General features: G+C 57.7%; 22 protein-coding genes and 1 tRNA gene. 16 read left to right on the forward strand and 7 right to left on the reverse strand.

Translation table 11 applies throughout. The features are described 5' to 3' along the window. Positions 1 to 438 precede the first annotated feature (438 nt). From rpoE to IB245_RS22515, 4 genes are all read left to right on the forward strand, one after another. The gene (gene rpoE, locus IB245_RS22500) at positions 439 to 1,020 is read left to right on the forward strand and encodes an RNA polymerase sigma factor RpoE (protein WP_007944079.1); all 582 of its coding nucleotides are present in this window, start codon (positions 439 to 441) and stop codon (positions 1,018 to 1,020) included. A 30-nt stretch (positions 1,021 to 1,050) separates the two neighbouring features. Then, positions 1,051 to 1,638, forward strand: coding sequence for a sigma-E factor negative regulatory protein (locus IB245_RS22505; protein WP_008036015.1), 588 nt, complete (start codon positions 1,051 to 1,053; stop codon positions 1,636 to 1,638). Positions 1,639 to 1,646: 8 nt separating this feature from the next. Continuing rightward, entirely contained in the window at positions 1,647 to 2,603 is a 957-nt protein-coding gene (locus IB245_RS22510) for a MucB/RseB C-terminal domain-containing protein (RefSeq protein ID WP_192228694.1), read from the forward strand. 181 nt (positions 2,604 to 2,784) lie between these two features. Next, positions 2,785 to 4,215: a DegQ family serine endoprotease gene (locus IB245_RS22515; protein ID WP_008034918.1), complete on the forward strand. Its 1,431-nt coding sequence runs from the start codon at positions 2,785 to 2,787 to the stop codon at positions 4,213 to 4,215. Positions 4,216 to 4,281: 66 nt separating this feature from the next. On the opposite strand, the gene IB245_RS22520 is transcribed toward IB245_RS22515, so the two are convergent. Beyond that, the gene (locus tag IB245_RS22520) at positions 4,282 to 5,715 is read right to left on the reverse strand and encodes a M48 family metalloprotease (RefSeq protein WP_192228695.1); all 1,434 of its coding nucleotides are present in this window, start codon (positions 5,713 to 5,715) and stop codon (positions 4,282 to 4,284) included. Between the two features lie 98 nt (positions 5,716 to 5,813). Between IB245_RS22520 and IB245_RS22525 the strand changes: the two genes are divergently transcribed. After that, positions 5,814 to 6,053 carry a sulfurtransferase TusA family protein gene (locus tag IB245_RS22525; protein WP_008034921.1) on the forward strand — a complete coding sequence of 80 codons (240 nt, stop codon included), beginning with the start codon at positions 5,814 to 5,816 and terminating at the stop codon, positions 6,051 to 6,053. Positions 6,054 to 6,084: 31 nt separating this feature from the next. Then, positions 6,085 to 7,155 (forward strand): AI-2E family transporter, encoded by a 1,071-nt coding sequence (locus tag IB245_RS22530; RefSeq protein WP_008034923.1) that lies wholly within the window; start codon positions 6,085 to 6,087, stop codon positions 7,153 to 7,155. A 120-nt stretch (positions 7,156 to 7,275) separates the two neighbouring features. Here IB245_RS22530 and IB245_RS22535 read toward each other — a convergent pair whose 3' ends face one another. Continuing rightward, positions 7,276 to 7,749, reverse strand: a complete 474-nt coding sequence (locus tag IB245_RS22535; RefSeq protein ID WP_008034924.1) for a peroxiredoxin — start codon at positions 7,747 to 7,749, stop codon at positions 7,276 to 7,278. A gap of 10 nt (positions 7,750 to 7,759) precedes the next feature. Further along, positions 7,760 to 8,320 (reverse strand): glycine cleavage system protein R, encoded by a 561-nt coding sequence (locus IB245_RS22540; RefSeq protein WP_008034925.1) that lies wholly within the window; start codon positions 8,318 to 8,320, stop codon positions 7,760 to 7,762. A 329-nt stretch (positions 8,321 to 8,649) separates the two neighbouring features. Between IB245_RS22540 and dapA the strand changes: the two genes are divergently transcribed. The 7 genes from dapA to IB245_RS22575 all read left to right on the forward strand — a co-directional run bounded on the left by dapA (position 8,650) and on the right by IB245_RS22575 (position 13,293). Then, positions 8,650 to 9,528 carry a 4-hydroxy-tetrahydrodipicolinate synthase gene (dapA, locus tag IB245_RS22545; RefSeq protein WP_008034926.1) on the forward strand — a complete coding sequence of 293 codons (879 nt, stop codon included), beginning with the start codon at positions 8,650 to 8,652 and terminating at the stop codon, positions 9,526 to 9,528. A 17-nt stretch (positions 9,529 to 9,545) separates the two neighbouring features. Further along, positions 9,546 to 10,661: an outer membrane protein assembly factor BamC gene (bamC, locus tag IB245_RS22550; RefSeq protein WP_008034927.1), complete on the forward strand. Its 1,116-nt coding sequence runs from the start codon at positions 9,546 to 9,548 to the stop codon at positions 10,659 to 10,661. A 4-nt stretch (positions 10,662 to 10,665) separates the two neighbouring features. Next, positions 10,666 to 11,424 (forward strand): MBL fold metallo-hydrolase, encoded by a 759-nt coding sequence (locus tag IB245_RS22555; RefSeq protein ID WP_192228696.1) that lies wholly within the window; start codon positions 10,666 to 10,668, stop codon positions 11,422 to 11,424. A 28-nt stretch (positions 11,425 to 11,452) separates the two neighbouring features. Beyond that, on the forward strand, positions 11,453 to 12,166 hold the full coding sequence (gene purC / locus IB245_RS22560) for a phosphoribosylaminoimidazolesuccinocarboxamide synthase (RefSeq protein WP_008034929.1): 714 nt from the start codon (positions 11,453 to 11,455) through the stop codon (positions 12,164 to 12,166). An 84-nt stretch (positions 12,167 to 12,250) separates the two neighbouring features. After that, positions 12,251 to 12,340: transfer RNA gene (locus IB245_RS22565), tRNA-Ser, on the forward strand. A gap of 369 nt (positions 12,341 to 12,709) precedes the next feature. Then, on the forward strand, positions 12,710 to 12,964 hold the full coding sequence (locus IB245_RS22570; protein WP_192228697.1) for a type II toxin-antitoxin system HicA family toxin: 255 nt from the start codon (positions 12,710 to 12,712) through the stop codon (positions 12,962 to 12,964). After that, positions 12,961 to 13,293 carry a type II toxin-antitoxin system HicB family antitoxin gene (locus IB245_RS22575; RefSeq protein WP_192228698.1) on the forward strand — a complete coding sequence of 111 codons (333 nt, stop codon included), beginning with the start codon at positions 12,961 to 12,963 and terminating at the stop codon, positions 13,291 to 13,293. The genes IB245_RS22570 and IB245_RS22575 overlap by 4 nt, the downstream gene beginning before the upstream one ends. Before the next feature lie 103 nt (positions 13,294 to 13,396). Here IB245_RS22575 and IB245_RS22580 read toward each other — a convergent pair whose 3' ends face one another. After that, positions 13,397 to 13,603, reverse strand: coding sequence for a hypothetical protein (locus IB245_RS22580; protein ID WP_008036137.1), 207 nt, complete (start codon positions 13,601 to 13,603; stop codon positions 13,397 to 13,399). A 295-nt stretch (positions 13,604 to 13,898) separates the two neighbouring features. Beyond that, the gene (locus tag IB245_RS22585) at positions 13,899 to 14,309 is read right to left on the reverse strand and encodes a hypothetical protein (protein WP_192228699.1); all 411 of its coding nucleotides are present in this window, start codon (positions 14,307 to 14,309) and stop codon (positions 13,899 to 13,901) included. 256 nt (positions 14,310 to 14,565) lie between these two features. On the opposite strand from IB245_RS22585, the gene IB245_RS22590 reads away from it, so the two are divergent. From IB245_RS22590 to IB245_RS22600, 3 genes are all read left to right on the forward strand, one after another. Next, positions 14,566 to 14,757 carry a YegP family protein gene (locus IB245_RS22590; RefSeq protein WP_008034931.1) on the forward strand — a complete coding sequence of 64 codons (192 nt, stop codon included), beginning with the start codon at positions 14,566 to 14,568 and terminating at the stop codon, positions 14,755 to 14,757. Between the two features lie 146 nt (positions 14,758 to 14,903). Continuing rightward, positions 14,904 to 15,830, forward strand: coding sequence for a LysR family transcriptional regulator (locus IB245_RS22595; protein WP_008034933.1), 927 nt, complete (start codon positions 14,904 to 14,906; stop codon positions 15,828 to 15,830). 57 nt (positions 15,831 to 15,887) lie between these two features. After that, positions 15,888 to 16,253, forward strand: coding sequence for a 5-carboxymethyl-2-hydroxymuconate Delta-isomerase (locus IB245_RS22600; protein WP_192228700.1), 366 nt, complete (start codon positions 15,888 to 15,890; stop codon positions 16,251 to 16,253). Positions 16,254 to 16,256: 3 nt separating this feature from the next. On the opposite strand, the gene IB245_RS22605 is transcribed toward IB245_RS22600, so the two are convergent. Beyond that, positions 16,257 to 17,192, reverse strand: coding sequence for a LysR family transcriptional regulator (locus IB245_RS22605; RefSeq protein ID WP_192228717.1), 936 nt, complete (start codon positions 17,190 to 17,192; stop codon positions 16,257 to 16,259). Between the two features lie 105 nt (positions 17,193 to 17,297). Further along, positions 17,298 to 18,218: a DMT family transporter gene (locus tag IB245_RS22610; RefSeq protein WP_192228701.1), complete on the reverse strand. Its 921-nt coding sequence runs from the start codon at positions 18,216 to 18,218 to the stop codon at positions 17,298 to 17,300. Between the last annotated feature and the right edge of the window lie 15 nt (positions 18,219 to 18,233).

Genomic DNA, 18,233 nt, shown 5'->3' on the forward strand with positions numbered 1-18,233 from the left:
TCACATGGCATTGTGAAACTACTGTGACGGAAAAGACTTGACGCTTCGTCGGATGATTTTTCGGCCGGTTCGGCGACAAGAAGACTGTATCGTCGATTTAACAGTCTTTTTCCATTCACGGTTGCACAATGTCGGTCTTGCGCAGCTATAAATATTTGGAACTTTTGCCAAAGGCCCAAGATCAATAGACCGTTGCCTGAATCAAGGGACAGTGTCGGCTTCAATGCAGGATTGCGGTTTGATCCTTGCCGGCGAATCCGATGACAAGATTATTCGCGCAGCCGGGTTATGCCGAGCTGCGCTTTTCGTGCGTGCCAAATCAGAGCCCGCAGGAAACTTGCTTGGAGGGGGAGAACTTTTGCGAAAAGCCCGAGTCTATGTTTGCAAGTCTGGTCGTTTAGTTATGCAAGCTTCCTCCGAGCTTATCGAGGAGAGTTCATGCTAACCCAGGAAGAGGATCAGCAGCTGGTCGAACGCGTTCAGCGCGGCGACAAGCGAGCTTTCGATCTGCTAGTGCTGAAATATCAGCACAAAATTCTCGGGTTGATCGTGCGTTTCGTGCACGACACCCATGAAGCCCAGGATGTGGCACAAGAAGCCTTTATCAAGGCGTACCGTGCGCTTGGAAATTTTCGCGGGGACAGCGCGTTTTACACGTGGCTTTACCGCATCGCCATCAACACGGCGAAAAACTATCTGGTTTCACGCGGCCGTCGGCCGCCGGATAGCGATGTCAGTTCCGAAGATGCAGAGTTCTACGATGGCGATCATGGCCTCAAGGATCTCGAGTCGCCTGAGCGCGCATTGCTGCGGGATGAGATCGAAGGCACCGTCCATCGAACCATTCAGCAACTGCCGGAAGATTTGCGTACGGCTTTAACTTTACGTGAGTTTGATGGTCTGAGTTACGAGGACATTGCGGCAGTCATGCAGTGTCCGGTGGGTACCGTGCGCTCCCGGATTTTCCGCGCTCGGGAGGCCATCGATAAAGCCCTGCAGCCGTTGTTGCAGGAAAACTGAGACAGCGGCGACAGCCAAGAGAGGAACGCCATGAGTCGTGAAGCCCTGCAGGAATCGCTGTCCGCAGTGATGGATAACGAAGCGGACGAACTGGAATTGCGTCGGGTATTGAATGCCTTTGACGATGTTGAAACCCGTGAAACATGGGCTCGTTATCAAATCGCTCGGGCAGTGATGCACAAGGATCTGCTGCTTCCACGTCTGGACATTGCAGCGGCCGTTTCTGCTGCGCTGGCTGATGAAGCCGTGCCGGCGAAAGCCTCCCGTGGTCCATGGCGCAGCCTGGGTCGCCTCGCTGTAGCCGCTTCGGTCACCGTCGCCGTGTTGGCAGGTGTTCGTCTGTACAACCAGGACGAGATCGCGGGTGTCGAGCTGGCTCAGCACTCCACTCAACCGGGTCTGGCCGTGCCTCAGGTCAAGGGTCCAGCTGTTTTGGCAGGCTATAATGAGAGCTCGGAAGCCACTGGTCCTATGGCCAACGGCGTATTGCAAGCTCAGCCGGGCTGGCACGATCAGCGTTTGCCGGGCTACTTGCGCCAACATGCTCAACAGGCTGCACTGAAAGGTACTGAGAGCGCTCTGCCTTACGCTCGTGCAGCGAGCCTGGAAAACCGTTAAGGAGGATCATGCGCGCCATACCTCTACTTTCGCTTCTGCTTAGTGGCTGGTTCATTGTTCCAGCCCATGCCGATGAGGCACAAGACTGGTTGACCCGTCTTGGTCAGGCCGAGCAGCAGCAAAGCTTTCACGGTACTTTTGTCTACGAGCGAAACGGTAGTTTTTCTACCCACAACATCTGGCACCGCGTCCAGGATGGCAAGGTCCATGAGCGTTTACTCCAGCTCGACGGCCAGGCTCAGGAAGTTGTGCGCGTTGATGGGCATACTCAATGCGTCAGCGGCCTTTTGATTGCAGGGCTTGGGGATTCCCCCAACTCCGCTGCTCGTACACTCGATCCACAGAAGCTCAAGAATTGGTACGACCTTGCCGTCATCGGCAAGTCGCGTGTGGCCGGACGTGCGGCAGTCATCGTTACCCTGACGCCTCGCGATCAACATCGCTACGGTTTTGAATTGCATCTGGATAAAGAAACCGGCCTGCCGCTCAAATCATTGCTTCTGAATGAGAAAGGGCAGTTGCTGGAGCGGTTCCAGTTCACGCAGCTGGATACCTCTGATTTGCCCTCCGACGACGATTTGCAGGCGGGCCCGGATTGCAAAGCCATCACCCTCGACAGCGACAAGGCTTCAGCCGTCAAGGCTGCCCAGACCTGGCATTCGGACTGGTTGCCTGCCGGCTTTGAGCTGACCAGCAGCACTTCACGCAAGGATCCCGCGACCAAAACCCAGGTCAGCAGCCTGATGTATGACGATGGTCTCGCACGTTTTTCGGTGTTCCTTGAGCCGCTCAATGGTGCCCCCGTCACCGATACCCGCACTCAGTTGGGCCCAACCGTCGCTGTATCCCGGCGCTTGACCACCCCTCAAGGCGAGATGATGGTCACCGTCGTCGGTGAAATCCCGGTAGGTACCGCTGAACGGATTGCGCTGTCCATGCGCTCCGATGCCACTGCAACCCAGTAGTGAGCTGAAACCGAAATGTTTGGTGAGCATTTCAATTTGCAAATATCCCCGAAATTTTTTATAGGTCAGAGCCCCTCGGCTCTGGCCTTGTTTGTTGTTCCCGGAACAAAAATACCGGCGTATCGTTCCCGGTGTTCCTTGCTCCATATCGCTTAACCATGCTCGTCGTAACGGGAGCCGTATGTCGATACCACGCTTGAAGTCTTACCTCTCCATATTTGCCACCGTGCTGGTGCTCGGTCAGGCGGTCGCTGTACAAGCGGCCGAGTTGCCTGACTTCACGCAGCTGGTCGAGCAGGCCTCGCCCGCGGTGGTAAACATCAGTACCACGCAGAAACTGCCGGACCGCAAAGTGTCGAGCCAGCAGATGCCAGACCTTGAAGGCTTGCCGCCGATGTTGCGCGAGTTCTTCGAGCGCGGCATGCCGCCACAACCGCGTACGCCGCGCGGTGATCGTCAGCGCGAAGCCCAGTCGTTGGGGTCGGGTTTCATCATCTCGTCTGACGGCTACATCCTGACCAACAACCACGTGATCGCCGATGCCGACGAAATTCTCGTCCGTCTCGCTGACCGTAGTGAGCTGAAAGCCAAACTGGTCGGCACCGATCCACGCTCCGACGTGGCGCTGCTGAAAATCGAAGGCAAGGACCTGCCGGTCCTGAAACTGGGTAAATCCCAGGACCTGAAGGCTGGCCAGTGGGTCGTAGCCATCGGCTCGCCATTCGGTTTCGACCACACTGTGACCCAAGGCATCGTCAGTGCCATCGGTCGCAGCCTGCCGAACGAAAACTATGTGCCGTTCATCCAGACCGACGTGCCGATCAACCCGGGTAACTCTGGTGGTCCGCTGTTCAACCTGGCGGGCGAAGTGGTGGGGATCAACTCTCAGATCTACACCCGTTCCGGTGGTTTCATGGGCGTGTCGTTCGCAATCCCGATCGATGTGGCCATGGACGTTTCCAACCAGCTGAAAAGCGGCGGCAAGGTCAGCCGTGGATGGTTGGGTGTCGTGATTCAGGAAGTGAGCAAGGATCTGGCCGAGTCGTTCGGTCTTGATAAACCGGCCGGTGCACTGGTGGCGCAGATCCAGGATGACGGTCCGGCGGCCAAGGGTGGCCTGCAAGTGGGTGACGTGATCCTGAGCATGAACGGTCAACCGATCGTCATGTCTGCCGATCTGCCGCATCTGGTCGGCGCGCTGAAGGCTGGTGCCAAGGCAAACCTCGAAGTGATTCGTGAAGGTAAGCGCCAGAATGTCGAGCTGACGGTCGGTGCCATCCCTGAAGAAGGCAAAGAGCTGGATGCCCTGCCGAAATCGGCCACCGAGCGCAGCAGCAATCGCTTGGGTGTTTCCGTGGTCGAGCTGACCGACGAACAGAAGAAAACCTACGACCTCAAAGGTGGCGTGGTGATCAAGGAAGTTCAGGACGGTCCTGCATCCCTGATCGGCTTGCAGCCAGGCGACGTCATCACTCACCTGAACAATCAGGCGATTGGTTCCGCCAAGGAGTTCACCGATATCGCCAAGGCGCTGCCGAAGAACCGCTCGGTGTCGATGCGGGTTCTGCGTCAGAATCGCGCCAGCTTCATCACCTTCAAACTGGCTGAATAAACCGGTTGTCGGCTGAATAAAAAACCGCCTCGAAAGAGGCGGTTTTTTTATGCCTGATGAAAAGCCTCAGCCCATCATGTCCTTGATCATGCGCTCCTGCTCCATCAGCTCCCGTTGGCGGGCGTCGATACGCGATGACAACGGGAAGTTGGTCCCGGCCTTGCGCTTGGCGAAGTCCAGTTGCTGAATGGCCTGGCGGTAGTCGCCAACCAGCGCAAAGTACTCGGCGCGCGCCTGATGCAAGCCGATGATGTTGCCTGAAAGGCCACGGGTTTCCGCCACCATGTACCAGACATCCGGATCATCGGGACGGCTTTTGAGCAGGTTCTCCAGCGCTTTTTCCGCTTCGGGCGCCCGGTTTTGCTTGAGCAGCAAATCGACACGCACCTGGTTCAGTGGATAGTTGCCCGGATACTGAGTCAGCATCCGGTCCACCCGGGTTTGGGCGTCCGGCAGGCGATTGTTGGTGATGTCCAGATCGATCTGCGCCAGGTTGTAGATGATCTCGTTCGGCGACTTGGCCAGCAGCAACTTGAGATTTTCCCGTGCTTCGTTCAGTTGGCCGCCCTTTATCTGGGCGATCGCCAGGCCATAACGCGCAACATCGTTTTTCGGGTTTTCATCCAGTTGTGCGCGGAAGCGCTTGGCGCCCAGGCCTGGGGTCTCTTCGTAAATCAGCTGGACTCGCGCACGAATCAGTTGATAACGCATGCTGTCTTCAATGCCGCCGGGTTTTGCCTGCTCGGCGCGGTTGCGGGTGTCGGCGATACGCGATTCAGTCACCGGGTGAGTCAGCAAGAACTCCGGTGGCTTGGCGTCGAAGCGGTATTGGCGCGCCAACCGCTCGAACATGGTTGGCATCGAGCGTGGGTCGTAACCGGCTTTTTCCAGGTTGAGGATGCCGATGCGGTCGGCCTCTTGCTCGTTCTGGCGCGAGAAGCGTCGTTGTTCCTGAATCGCTGCCGCCTGCGTGCCCGCAATGGCCGCGATCCCGGCATCGCCGGCACCGGCAGCGGCAATCACGATCCCGGCCAGCAGTGCGGCCATCATCGGCACCTGCATGCGTTGTTGCGCTTCGACGCCACGGGCAAAGTGGCGCTGCGACAAGTGAGCCAGTTCGTGAGCGAGTACCGAGGCATATTCGCCTTCGGTCTGGGCATTAAGGAACAAGCCACCGTTGACCCCGACAATCCCGCCCGGTGCCGCAAAGGCGTTGAGCTGCGGGCTGTTGATCAGGATGAATTCAAGGCGCCGATCATTGACCTGGCTGGTCTCAACCAACCGGTAGACGCTGGACTCGACATAGTCCTTGAGCTGCGGGTCATTGAGCTGGTCAACCTGACTGCGCAGCAGCGCCAGCCAGGCGCGGCCCAGCTGAAATTCCTGTTGTGGCGAGACGATTGCAGAACTGGCGTCACCGAGTGACGGCAGGTCGTCGGCGAAGCCCGGTGAGGCGAGCAGGCAAGCGAGCGTCAGCAGGGTAGGGCGCAAAAAAGTCATGCACAAAGCCTTAGTCGACAAAGACCTTACTGTAGCCGGACAGTACGCTTCGGACCAGATATTCTAAGCCGCTCGACCACCTGACCCGGAGTAACGCAATGACCGACGCTGTAGCCCATGATGCCGAACTGGACGCCAGCGGCCTGAATTGTCCGTTGCCGCTGCTCAAGGCCAAGATGGAACTCAACAAGATGGCCAGCGGCGCGGTACTCAAGGTGATCGCCACCGATGCGGGTTCGCAGCGCGACTTCCGCACCTTTGCCCGTTTGGCCGGTCATACGCTGCTTCGCGAAGAAGATGAAGCGGGTGTTTACCGCTATTGGCTGAAAAAAGCCTGAAAATTGCTGCGTTCGTTTCTAAGGATTATTGATGTTCAAAGTGTTACGCGACTGGATTCAGCGCTATTTCTCCGATGAAGAAGCGGTGGTGTTGGCAGTCCTGCTGTTTCTGGCGTTTACCGCCGTGCTCACCTTGGGCGGCATGCTTGCGCCGGTGCTCGCCGGGATGGTGCTGGCGTATCTGATGCAAGGATTGGTGGTGACACTTGAGCGCCTGCGGGTGCCGGGCGGGGTGGCCGTCGGAGCGGTCTTTGCCTTGTTCATGGGCGTTTTGCTGGTGTTCATTATTGTCGTGGTGCCGTTGCTCTGGCACCAGTTGATCACCTTGTTCAACGAGTTGCCCGGCATGCTCGCCAAGTGGCAATCACTGTTGTTGCTGCTGCCCGAGCGCTATCCGCATCTGGTGTCCGACGAGCAGGTGTTGCAGGCCATTGAGGCGGCGCGCGGCGAGATCGGCAAGTTCGGCCAGTGGGCGCTGACGTTCTCGCTGTCCAGCCTGCCGCTGTTGGTCAACATCATGATTTACCTGGTGCTGGTGCCAATCCTGGTGTTCTTCTTTCTCAAGGACCGGGAAATGATCGGCCAGTGGGTTCGCGGTTATCTGCCTCGTGAGCGCGCGCTGATCACCCGTGTTGCCCACGAAATGAACCGGCAAATCGCCAACTACATTCGCGGCAAGGTCATTGAGATTTTTATCTGTGGTGGCGTGACCTACATCGCGTTTGTCGTGTTGGGGCTCAACTACGCGGCACTGTTGGCATTGCTGGTAGGCGTGTCGGTGGTGGTGCCCTATGTCGGGGCCGTGGTGGTGACCGTGCCGGTGCTGCTGATTGCGTTGTTCCAGTGGGGCTGGAGCGATCAGTTCATCTATTTGATGGCGGTCTACGGAATTATTCAGACGTTGGATGGCAATGTGCTGGTGCCGCTGCTGTTCTCGGAAGCGGTCAACCTGCATCCGGTGGCGATCATCTGCGCGGTGTTGTTGTTTGGCGGGTTATGGGGGTTCTGGGGGGTGTTTTTTGCGATTCCGCTGGCGACGCTGTTCAAGGCGGTGCTGGATGCCTGGCCTCGGAAGGAGCCGGTGGTGGCACCTCTGCTTTAACGTTCAAGCTTAATGGCCCCTTCGCGGGCAAGCCTCGCTCCTACAGGGGGCTTGGGTGCGACTCAAAACCTGTAGGAGCGAGGCTTGCCCGCGAAGGCGTCAGAAAAGGCGCCATCAAAATCAGGCTTTGTTCAATGCCTGCGCAGCAGCCAAAACAGCATCCACATGCCCCGGCACCTTCACGCCGCGCCATTCCTGACGCAGTACACCGTTCTTGTCGATCAAAAACGTGCTGCGATCAACACCCATGTATTCCTTGCCATAAAGCTTCTTCAGCTTGATCACATCAAACAGCTGGCACAGCGCCTCTTCCTTGTCGCTGATCAGCTCGAAGGTGAACGCTTGCTTGGCCTTGAAGTTCTCGTGAGATTTCAGGCTGTCGCGGGACACGCCGAAGACTTCGGTGTTCGCCGCTTTAAAGGCATCGAGCTGATCGCGAAAGCCCTGGCCCTGGGTCGTGCAGCCCGGTGTGCTGTCCTTCGGATAGAAGTAGATCACCACTTGCTTGCCTTTAAGGCTCGCGAGGCTGACGGTCTGTCCGCTGGTGGCGGGTGCTTCGAAGTCGGCAACCGGTTGGTCGATGGCAACGGCCATGAGAGCTTCCTTACATTGGGTTTTGTGGGCGCCACGGTTCGATCAGGGCATCCAGGTTCAGCGCGTCGGCGAAATCCAGGAACTGGTCGCGCAACCAGCTGATCTGTACGCCAGCCGGCAAGGTCACGGTGAACGTGGCGTTGAGCATGGTCCCGCCGGTTTGCGGTGCCTGATAGGTGTCGCAGGTCAGGTTTTCCAGCTCGACGTTGTGGTCCATGAAGAACTGGCACAGTTCGTTGATGATGTCCGAGCGGTAAGCCGAGCTGACATAGGCAACGTACGGCAGGGCCTGGGGACGGTTCTCCAGTGCCGCGCTGCGCACCACGTTGACCGTGAAGGCGTGCTTCTTGGCGAGGCTCGGCAGGCTGCCTTCCAGGCGCGCCAGGGCGTCCCAGCTACCGGAGATCTCGAGGATCAACGCACTGCACTCGCCATGACGGGTCAGGCGAGAGGTGACCACGGCGCAGCGATTTTCATGGCTGGCGCGGCACAGGACGTTAGTCAGCTCCATGGGGTTGGCGCCGAGGGCACTGATGACAAGGAATTGTTCGCGAACTGTGGGGGTGGACATGCAGCATTCCTAAAGCGATGAGCGGTCGATACTTCTACGGGCTTTTATTACCGGGGGCGAGCCTGCGGATGCGAATTCAGAAAACCCGAGCCGGAAGGTTGCAACGTGCTCCATTAAGGCAAGAGCGAAGGGTGGCAACGCTGGATCGGGGCTTGTGATGCCGAAAATGGAGGCTGAAACCCGGCGTACGAGCTTGTCAGTACCGATCAAAGTCTGAAGGGTAGCGAAAAGCAGCGCCAAGGGGAATGGCGGCAGCGCAGTACTTCGCTTGTACAAGCATCTTGGCGCCAGTACCATTACGGCTCTCTTTTTCCGGCAGGAGCGGTTGCATGATTGCGGGCAGTATGGTGGCACTGGTCACACCCATGGATGCACAGGGTCGTCTCGACTGGGACAGCCTGAGCAAACTGGTGGACTTTCACCTGCAAAACGGCACCCACGCCATCGTGGCGGTCGGCACGACAGGTGAATCGGCCACGCTAGACGTGAACGAACACATCGAAGTGATTCGTTACGTGGTCAAGCAGGTTGCAGGGCGCATTCCGGTGATCGCCGGTACCGGCGCCAACTCGACCCGCGAAGCCATCGAGCTGACCACCAATGCAAAGACCGCCGGCGCCGATGCTTGCCTGCTGGTGACGCCGTACTACAACAAGCCGACCCAGGAAGGTTTGTACCAGCACTTCAAGGCTATCGCCGAAGCCGTCGACATTCCGCAAATCCTGTACAACGTACCGGGCCGTACGGCGTGTGACATGCTGACCGAAACCGTGATCCGCCTGTCGACCGTGAAAAACATCATCGGTATCAAGGAAGCCACCGGCGACCTGGCCCGTGCCAAAGCGATCATCGACGGCGTCAGCGAAGACTTCGTGGTGCTTTCCGGCGACGACGCGACAGCGGTCGAGCTGATCCTGCTCGGCGGTAAAGGCAACATTTCCGTGACCGCCAACGTTGCCCCGCGCGACATGGCCGACCTGTGCAACGCTGCTCTGAAAGGCGATGCCGTCACGGCCCGCGCGATTCACGAAAAGCTGATGCCGCTCAATAAAACCCTGTTTATCGAATCCAACCCTATCCCCGTGAAATGGGCACTGCATGAAATGGGCTTGATGCCGGACGGTATCCGTCTGCCGCTCACCTGGCTCAGCGCTGCCTGTCACGAACCGCTGCGGCAGGCCATGCGCCAGTCCGGCGTACTGGTTTAATTGAGGAAGCACTACGCATGAAGCGATTGGCCGGACTTTCCGCACTTGCCTTGATTATCTCCAGCACCAGTGGCTGCGGATGGGTCTGGGGCCCGGAAGGTTATTTCCGTGACCGTGGTAGCGATTACCTGGAAGCGCAACAGACTGCACCTATGCAATTGCCAACGGACGTCAGCACCGCCAAGCGTCTGGATCCGCTGCTGCCGATCCCGCGTAACGTGGCCGATGACACCGTCAAGGGCGAATACATCGTGCCGCGTCCGCAGCCGCTGTCCGCTGCTGCCGATGCCAGTGCCTACTCGCTGCAGAAGAGCGGTGATTCGAGATCGATCCTGGCCCAAAACCCGCCAGCCGAAGTCTGGCCAGTGGCTGTGCAGTTCTTCCAGGACAACGGTTTCCGTCTGGATGAACAGCGCCCGCAAACCGGCGAATTCACCACCACCTGGCAGCATTCCGACGAACTGTCCGCTGCGATGGCCAAGCGCCTGAGCGCAGCCGGTGTCGGCGCCGACAGCGAAACCCGCGTGCGGGTCCGTATCGAGCCAGGCGTGCAGCGCAACACCAGTGAAGTCTATGTGGTCAGCGCCGAGCGTCCTGCCGGCAGCACCGCCGATGTGGCCTTCACCAACCGTTCGGTCAACACTGGCCTGGACGCGGCGCTGGTCGACGACATGCTGGCAAGCATGAGCCGCACGTCGGAGAAGGGCGGTTCGGTCTCCATGCTGGCCTCGCGTGATTTTGATGCGCCAAGCCGTGTCAGCCTGAGCGAAGACGGCAGCGGCAACCCGGTTCTGAACGTCGGCACCGACCTGGATCGTGCCTGGTCGAGCGTCGGTCGTGCGCTGGAGCAGGGCGAATGGCGCGTTGAAGACATCAACCGCAGCCTGGGCCTGTACTACATCAACCTGGCCGAAAAAGCCGAGAAGAAAGACGAGAAGCCTGGTTTCCTCAGCGGTTTGTTCGGCAGCAAGCCGGACAAGGAAGAAGTTGAAGCCCGTGCCGAGCGTTATCAGGTTCGCCTGAGCAAGGTAGGCGATACCGTTCAGGTCACCGTCGAGAAAAACATCAACACCGTGGCGCCGGCTGACGTGGCGCGCAAAGTGTTGAGCGTGATTCAGGACAACCTGGGCTGATCACATGCGTTTTGCCGTTCTCGGCAGCGGTAGCCAAGGGAACGGCACGCTGATAGCCAGCGCTGATACGTATGTGCTGGTGGATTGTGGTTTTTCCTTGCGGGAAACCGAAAAACGCTTGCTGCGCCTGGGTGTGAACCCGGCGCAGTTGAGCGCGATACTCGTAACCCACGAACATGCCGACCACGTGCATGGCGTGGGTTTGCTGTCTCGGCGCTACAATCTGCCTGTCTACCTCAGTCGCGGCACCCTGCGCGGGATGCGCAAACCGATTGAACCGGCTGGCCTTCTGGCTGGCGGCGAGCAACTGCAGATCGGCGCACTGAGCATCGACGTCATTGCCGTGGCCCACGATGCACAGGAGCCGACGCAATATGTGTTCAGTGACGGTGAGCGGCGCTTCGGCCTGTTGACCGACCTGGGCTCGTACTGCAACAAGGTGCTGGACGGCTATCGTGACCTCGATGCGTTGATGATCGAGGCCAACCATTGCCGTGACATGCTGGCTCGCGGTCACTACCCGTACTTTCTCAAGCAGCGGGTGGGTGGTGAACTGGGACATTTGAACAACCACCAGGCGGCATTCCTGGTGTCCGAGTTGGGCTGGCAAGGCCTGCAACACCTGGTCCTGGCCCATCTGAGCAGCAAGAACAACCTGCCGCAGCTGGCCCGGCAATGTTTTGTCGACACCCTCGGGTGCGACCCGGACTGGCTGCAACTGGCCGATCAAGATTCAGGGCTCGACTGGCGACACATCGCCTAGCCCACCTACTTAGCAAGCGGAGCCCATCATGGAAAAACGTGAAGAACTCTACCGCGGCAAAGCCAAATCGGTTTTCAAGACCGACGACGCTGACCGCTTGATCCTGCTGTTTCGCAACGACACCTCGGCGTTCGACGGCAAGCGCATCGAGCAGCTCGACCGCAAAGGCATGGTGAACAACAAGTTCAACGCCTTCATCATGCAGAAACTCGAAGCAGCCGGCGTGCCGACTCAATTCGACAAACTGCTGGGCGACAACGAATGCCTGGTGAAAAAACTCGACATGATCCCGGTCGAGTGCGTCGTGCGTAACTACGCCGCCGGCAGCCTGGTCAAGCGCCTGGGCGTCGAAGAGGGCATGAAGCTCAACCCTTACACCTTCGAACTGTTCCTGAAGGACGACGCCAAGGGCGACCCGTTCATCAACGAATCCCACGTCGTGGCGTTCGGTTGGGGCACCGCCGAGCAACTGGTTCGCATGAAAGAACTGTCGCTCAAGGTCAACGAAGTCCTGAGCAAACTGTTCGACGACGCCGGCCTGCTGCTGGTCGACTTCAAACTCGAATTCGGCGTGTTCTCCGACGGCTCCATCGTCCTGGGCGACGAGTTCAGCCCGGACGGCTGCCGTCTGTGGGACAAGGCCACCGGCAAGAAAATGGACAAGGACCGCTTCCGTCAGGGCCTCGGTGACGTCATCGAAGCCTACGAAGAAGTCGCCAATCGTCTGGGCGTACCGCTTTAATCGACGCAAGCATCTGATAGCACGGAAAAAATTTCGCTTTGGGGGTTCGCTTCCGGCAAAAGTGTTGTTATGATGCGCGCCGTTGGAGAGATGCCAGAGTGGCCGAATGGGACGGATTCGAAATCCGTTGTACCTTCACCGGTACCTAGGGTTCGAATCCCTATCTCTCCGCCATTACATAGAAAAAGCCCCGTAGCTGAATAAGCTACGGGGCTTTTTCGTTTCTGTAGATTTTTTAGTGCGTTTTTTTAGGGGGCGCCTAGAAGTAAGTACTAGGTGTCGGTATTCAGCTGTGGCCACCTCGTCAACACCTTGACAGCAGATGTACGTTCGTACGCATCTCTCGGATTTTGCCTACAACTGCGCCGAGAGTCCCGCCGATATTCTTGTGGCCGTACAAAAACAGCTGAATCCCGGATGTGAAAACGCCGCTTTCCAGTCTCTGGAAAAGCGGCGTTTTTGCACATTTATTGGGAGTCAGCTCACGCATCGGCGACATTGCTAGTCGCTGCCAAACCTTGTTTGGTATCATGAGTTAATACCATGAATAATAAACAGCTCAGTACGCTCAGAGCGGTCTTCTCAAGGCCGACGCCCAACACTCTGGAGTGGGCCCGTGTCGAGTCCTTGCTGGGCGCAGCAGGCGCCAGAACCATTGAAGGCAACGGATCGCGGGTACGTTTTGAACTCAACGGTGTGGTCGCAACTTTTCATCGGCCCCACCCAGACAAAGAAGCCAAGCCCTACCAGGTGCGTGATGTTCGGGCTTTCCTTGAACAAGCAGGAGTTATCCCGTGAACGTTATGAATTATCAGGGCTACGCCGCCCGGATCGAATACAGCGATGAAGACGGCCTGTTTGTTGGCCATATCGCCGGTATCAAGGATGTCGTTGGGTTTCATGGCGAGTCAGTCAGCGAGCTTCGCGCAGCATTTGAAGAGGCCGTCACAGATTATCTGGAGACGTGCGCCAAGCTCGGCCGCTCCCCGCAAAAACCCTATTCGGGCAACCTCAGCCTGCGTCTCGCACCAGCACTTCACGCAACAGTCGCTGTTAAAGCACAGCTCGCTAACAAGAGCATCAATCAGTGGGTGGCTGATGTTCTTGATCGTGAGGCACATGCCTGACGAGTTCATGCGGTGCTGAGCTCTATTCTGTGCAATTGGGGTGGAGCTTAAAAACAGCCGTGAAGCTGCTCAATCAGAGCAGCTTCGTATTAGCCCGCCAATCTTACGGCTGCGAGTAACCCAGTTTCCTCTTGATCAGCTCGTAGACATCCCTGTGTGTGGAGTTGTGCAAGGTTTTGTCCTTGCAGGCGGATGCCAGTAATGTTTTGACCTCTTCCTTCGCATGAGGGTAAAGGCCTGCGACGTAGTCGGCTTCATGGGCTTGGGTACAGTTGAAGTGCTTGTCGTCTTTTGCTTTATCTCTAGCCATTGCAGAGGCTCCTTTTGAGTTCGCATGATTGTCGGTGGTCAGGGCCTTTTCGCCCCGCACGTCGCAGAGCTTAGGGGCCAAGCCTGATGTCGCCAGGGGTTTGGACAAATCAGGAAGGGGCTGTCAGACGATGCCGGAGTCTGCCTTTACGTTAAACAAAAAAGCCCTGCAGGCGTAAACCTGCAGGGCTTCTTGGTCCGACTGGCCATCTCATTCAGCCCCGTAGCTTATTCAGCCCCGTAGCTTATTCAGCTACGGGGCTTTTTCGTTTTCGGGGAATTGAAAGGCTCAAGGTCTAGCCCCGAACCCGATGCTCCGTGAACTCGTAGTCCTCTTGGCAGTCGGCAGTAGGATCTTTGACGGTGTTCACGTAGTGAACAGTGTTTCCGTCCAGCATTTTGTAGTTATAGATTTCCGGAGTACGAACGCCGTCTGTTTTAAGCTCATTCTTGCCATTGGCCGCAGACCATGACCCGCGCTCGGTTTGAATGGGCCTGGTTTGTTGCGCATCTTTGAAGAACGTAATCGAGAAGCGACCATTGGGTTCGAAATGGGTATTCCACGACAGGAACTGACATTTCCCGCTTTCTTCGCGCATTCCTTGCCATGAGCCGACGAGGGATTGGTCAGTGGCTGGACTCTTCGACGTACAAGCACTTAGCGCTGTGGTCAGAAGGATTAGAGAAAAAGTGATGCCCCGTTGCATGTACAACTCCATTTGATGTGTTTGTGTAGGATCCAGCAGCCAATCGGCGTAAGAAAGATAAACCCCTTCTTGAGAAAAGTGACTCCCCCGAGTCAGTCTATTTAACCTGCGCCCTATCCATTGGTTGCCCCGTGAACCAAGGCTTCTTCCCCGAAATATCCCCTGACATTGCAAAACCTCGCCGCCCAAAATCCTCATCTACTCTGGTTTCGCAGGTCACTGACCTGCCGTTATCAGTCATCGCAAGGAGCGATCAATGTACTTTGAGATTTACAGGCAAACCCGTGGCACCCCGCACACCGGCAAAGGTCAATGGCGGTGGCGTTTACGGGCGGGGAACAATGAAACGATTGCCAGCGGGGAGGCTTACGTCAACAAGGCGGATTGCGTGCATGCCATCAGCCTGATCAAGGGCACTCAGGATCAGACTCCGGTGAAGGAAATCTAGGCCTCGAGCGGTGAAGCTGCTCAATCAGGGCAGCTTCGTTTCAAGCAGCCTTGCAGCCCGATCAAATGCAAAGTGCTTGAGTCGCATAGACGCCCGTTGCGACAGCTACCTAAACTGTCAGCAGATTTGGGGATTGGGGGCAGTGGATGAATCGCAACGAACTACGCAAGGCGGATATCAACCTGATGGTGGTGTTCGAAACCTTGATGCTCGAACGCAACGTTACCCGTGTGGCGGAGAAGTTGTTTCTCGGGCAGCCAACCATCAGTTCGGCGCTCAACCGCCTGCGCACGATGTTCAACGACCCGCTGTTCATTCGGGTTGGCCATCGAATGGAGCCGACCGCCCGGGCCGAGGAGCTGATTCAGTATTTGTCGCCGGCGCTGGACTCGTTGTCGGTGGCGTTAAGCCTGACCCATGATTTCGACCCTACCGTCAGCACCATGACCTTTCGTATCGGGCTGTCGGACGATGTCGAGTTCGGCCTGTTGCCGCCGTTGCTGCGTGCCTTGCGTCAGGAAGCGCCAAAGGTGGTGTTTGTGGTGCAGCATGTCGATTACTGGCGAATTCCCGATTTGCTGGCATCCGGCGACATCACCGTGGGTATCAGCCAGACCCGGGGTCTGCCGGCCAATGCCAAGCGTAAATTGTTGCGGCACATCCAGCCCAGGATCCTGCGCGCCGATGCGTCCGACACGCCGCTGACCCTCGATGAATATTGCTCGCGCCCGCACGTGCTGGTGTCTCACACCGCCAACATCAGTGGTTACGCTGACGAGTGGCTGGCGGAGATCGGGCGTACACGCCACGTAGTGCTATCCGTGCCGCAATACAGTTCCTTGCCAGCCTTGCTCGCCGGAACCGACCTGATCGCCAGCCTGCCGGATTACACCGCCGAGGCGATGGCGGCATCCGGACAGTTGTTCATGGAGCCTTTTCCGTTCAAGACACCGACGCTTGACCTGTCGATGGTCTGGCTCAGCCACGTCGACACCGACCCCGCCGAGCGCTGGTTGCGCTCGCGACTGGAGGCGTTCATGAGTGAGCGCTTAGCGTCGCCGCCGTCCCGGTGAGCAGGACCACTCTGTGTTATATGTACGACCTTTCCGCCTACTTTCAGGAGCCACGTCATGCCCCACCTGCACATGGAATACACCGCCAACCTGCCTGATTTGAACGCCGACGTGGCGTTGATCCGGCTCAACAATACGCTGGTGGCTTCCGGTCAGTTTGCTGCCGAATACGACATCAAAAGCCGAGCCGTGAAGGTCGAAACCTTCAAGGTCGGTACTGCATTGGCTGAGCGGGCATTTGTGCACGTGAAACTGGCGTTGTTGAGTGGCCGCTCGCCGCAGATCAAAAAGCAGTTATCCGAAAGCCTGCTGGCGGTGGTGCAGGACTTGTGTGAATGGCCGGCGGGGGTTGAAGTGCAGTTGGCTGTAGAAATCCTCGACATCGATCGGGAGTCCTACAGCAAAGTCGCCATCAACAACTGAGTCTCAGGCAGTGGCCTGTTCAGTGCAGGCCTTGACCACTTGTTCACGCAGCCAGGTATTGGCGCTGTCCTGATCGGCGCCTTGACTCCATTGCATGTCGAGGGTGAAACCCGGCAAGCCGTTGGGCGCTTCGCAGTGATTGAAAATCGCCTCGCTGGCCAGTAAGTGCTGGATGCGTCGGGGCAGGGTAACGATGAAGTCGGTGCCTGTGATCATTTTCAGCGCTGCGCTGTAGCTGTTGGAGCGTGCGACGATTTGCCGTTTTTGCGCTTGCTGCGCCAGCCAGCCGTCGACCATGTTGGTGGTCGATGTCCAGGGTGTAGGAAACACGTGCCGGCGTTCGGTGAAGGCTTGCAGACTTAAACGCGGCTCCAGCGGCGTGGCGCGTTTATCGAAGACGCAGACCAGATCGTCCTCCAGCAGCATGCGGGATTTGAAGTCGGTATGACTGCGATGAAAATTCGGGCCGAAGCAAATCACCAGGTCGAGACTGCCGTCGCGCAGTTCTTCGGCGGGGATGTCGGTTTCGAACTTGTGCATGTTGACCATCACCGGTAAGTCGGCGAAATCAAAGCTTTTCAATAAACGCGGAAGGATTAACTGCTCGAAGTATTCCGGTGCGCAGATGTTGAAGGTGACCGGTTGCAGGGTAGGGTCGAACGCCTGTGCCCCGGCGTGACAGAGGTTGATACTGTCGAGGATTTTCAGCACGTGGGTGTACATGGTGCTGGCTTTGTAAGTAGGGCGCATCCCCGCGCGGGTGTTGATGAACAATTCGTCTTCGAATCCGCTGCGTAGCTTTTTCAGGCAGTAACTGACGGTGGACTGACTGACGCAGAGTGTTTCGGACACTCCGGTGACGCTGCTTTGTTCATACACGGCGATAAACACCATGAGGTCCTGCATGTCGAGTTTTCTAAGCAAGTTACTGTTCAGCATCCATTCCATCTCGCTGTGATCCTTGCGCTGACTGAGCGCAAACTCGTGCGAATGATCCTAGCGGAACGATGGTCCCAGGAGAATGCTTTGTGGGAAGTTTCCCTTTTAGTTGTGAGGCAGTGCCAAATGCACAGTGCGACGACTGGACATCAATAACGCCAACATGCCGATGCCTACGAGTACCGCACCGACGATTTCCAGCGGCATCGGCGATTGACGCCACCAGAACCAATGGAACAGCGTGATGAACAACGTGCTCAGGTAAATGTACGAAATGACCGATGAGGGGGCGATGACACCGATGGCCCGGTGCAGCAACCAGAAGGTCGCCAGGGTGGCGAACAACGCCAGGTAAATCAGCCAGTAAAAATCGTTCAGGGTCAGCAACGATGCCGATCGCCAGCCTCCACTGACCCCACAGAACACCAGCAGGAACAACGCACCGAACAGCATGTTCCAGAAAGTCATGCCCACCGGGCCACGACCCTTGAGGCTGCTGGTTTTCAGCCGCTGACTCAGAGGCGAATAGAGCGCCATCGCCAGGCAACCGAGCCCATACACCGACACCGCATAGAGCGACGGCAACTCCCCCGGCCCCGCGCCTTTCAGCACCAGCATCACGGCCCCGGCGGCCGCGATCAACATCGGCAATACCCGTTGTTTCAGGCTGCTGTCCGGCATCAATACGGCTTCGAAAAGCAGGGTCAGCAATGGCACCAGCGTGAACATCGTGCCGGTGTTGACCGCGCTGGTGTAGCGCAACGCTTCGAACAACGAGCCAAAATAAACCGCCAGCAGCAGGCCGAGGACGGCATGGCCGAATAGCCCGCGTCGGGTCATGGCGGTGTCGCCCTTGATCAGCAACAGCGGCAAAAACACCAGGGCGCAAAACAGCAGGCGCAAGCCGGTCAGCAGGACCGGATCAATGGCCTGACTGACCTGCGCCGCTGCGGAAAACGAAGCAGCGATCAACAGTGCCCAGAGCAGCATGCCGAAGTGGGCGGCGGCGAAACCGGTGTGTTTCATGAGGGCGCTTCCGGG

This window comes from Pseudomonas sp. PDM02 (assembly GCF_014852285.1).
In the GTDB taxonomy this organism is placed as follows: Bacteria; Pseudomonadota; Gammaproteobacteria; order Pseudomonadales; family Pseudomonadaceae; genus Aquipseudomonas; species Aquipseudomonas migulae.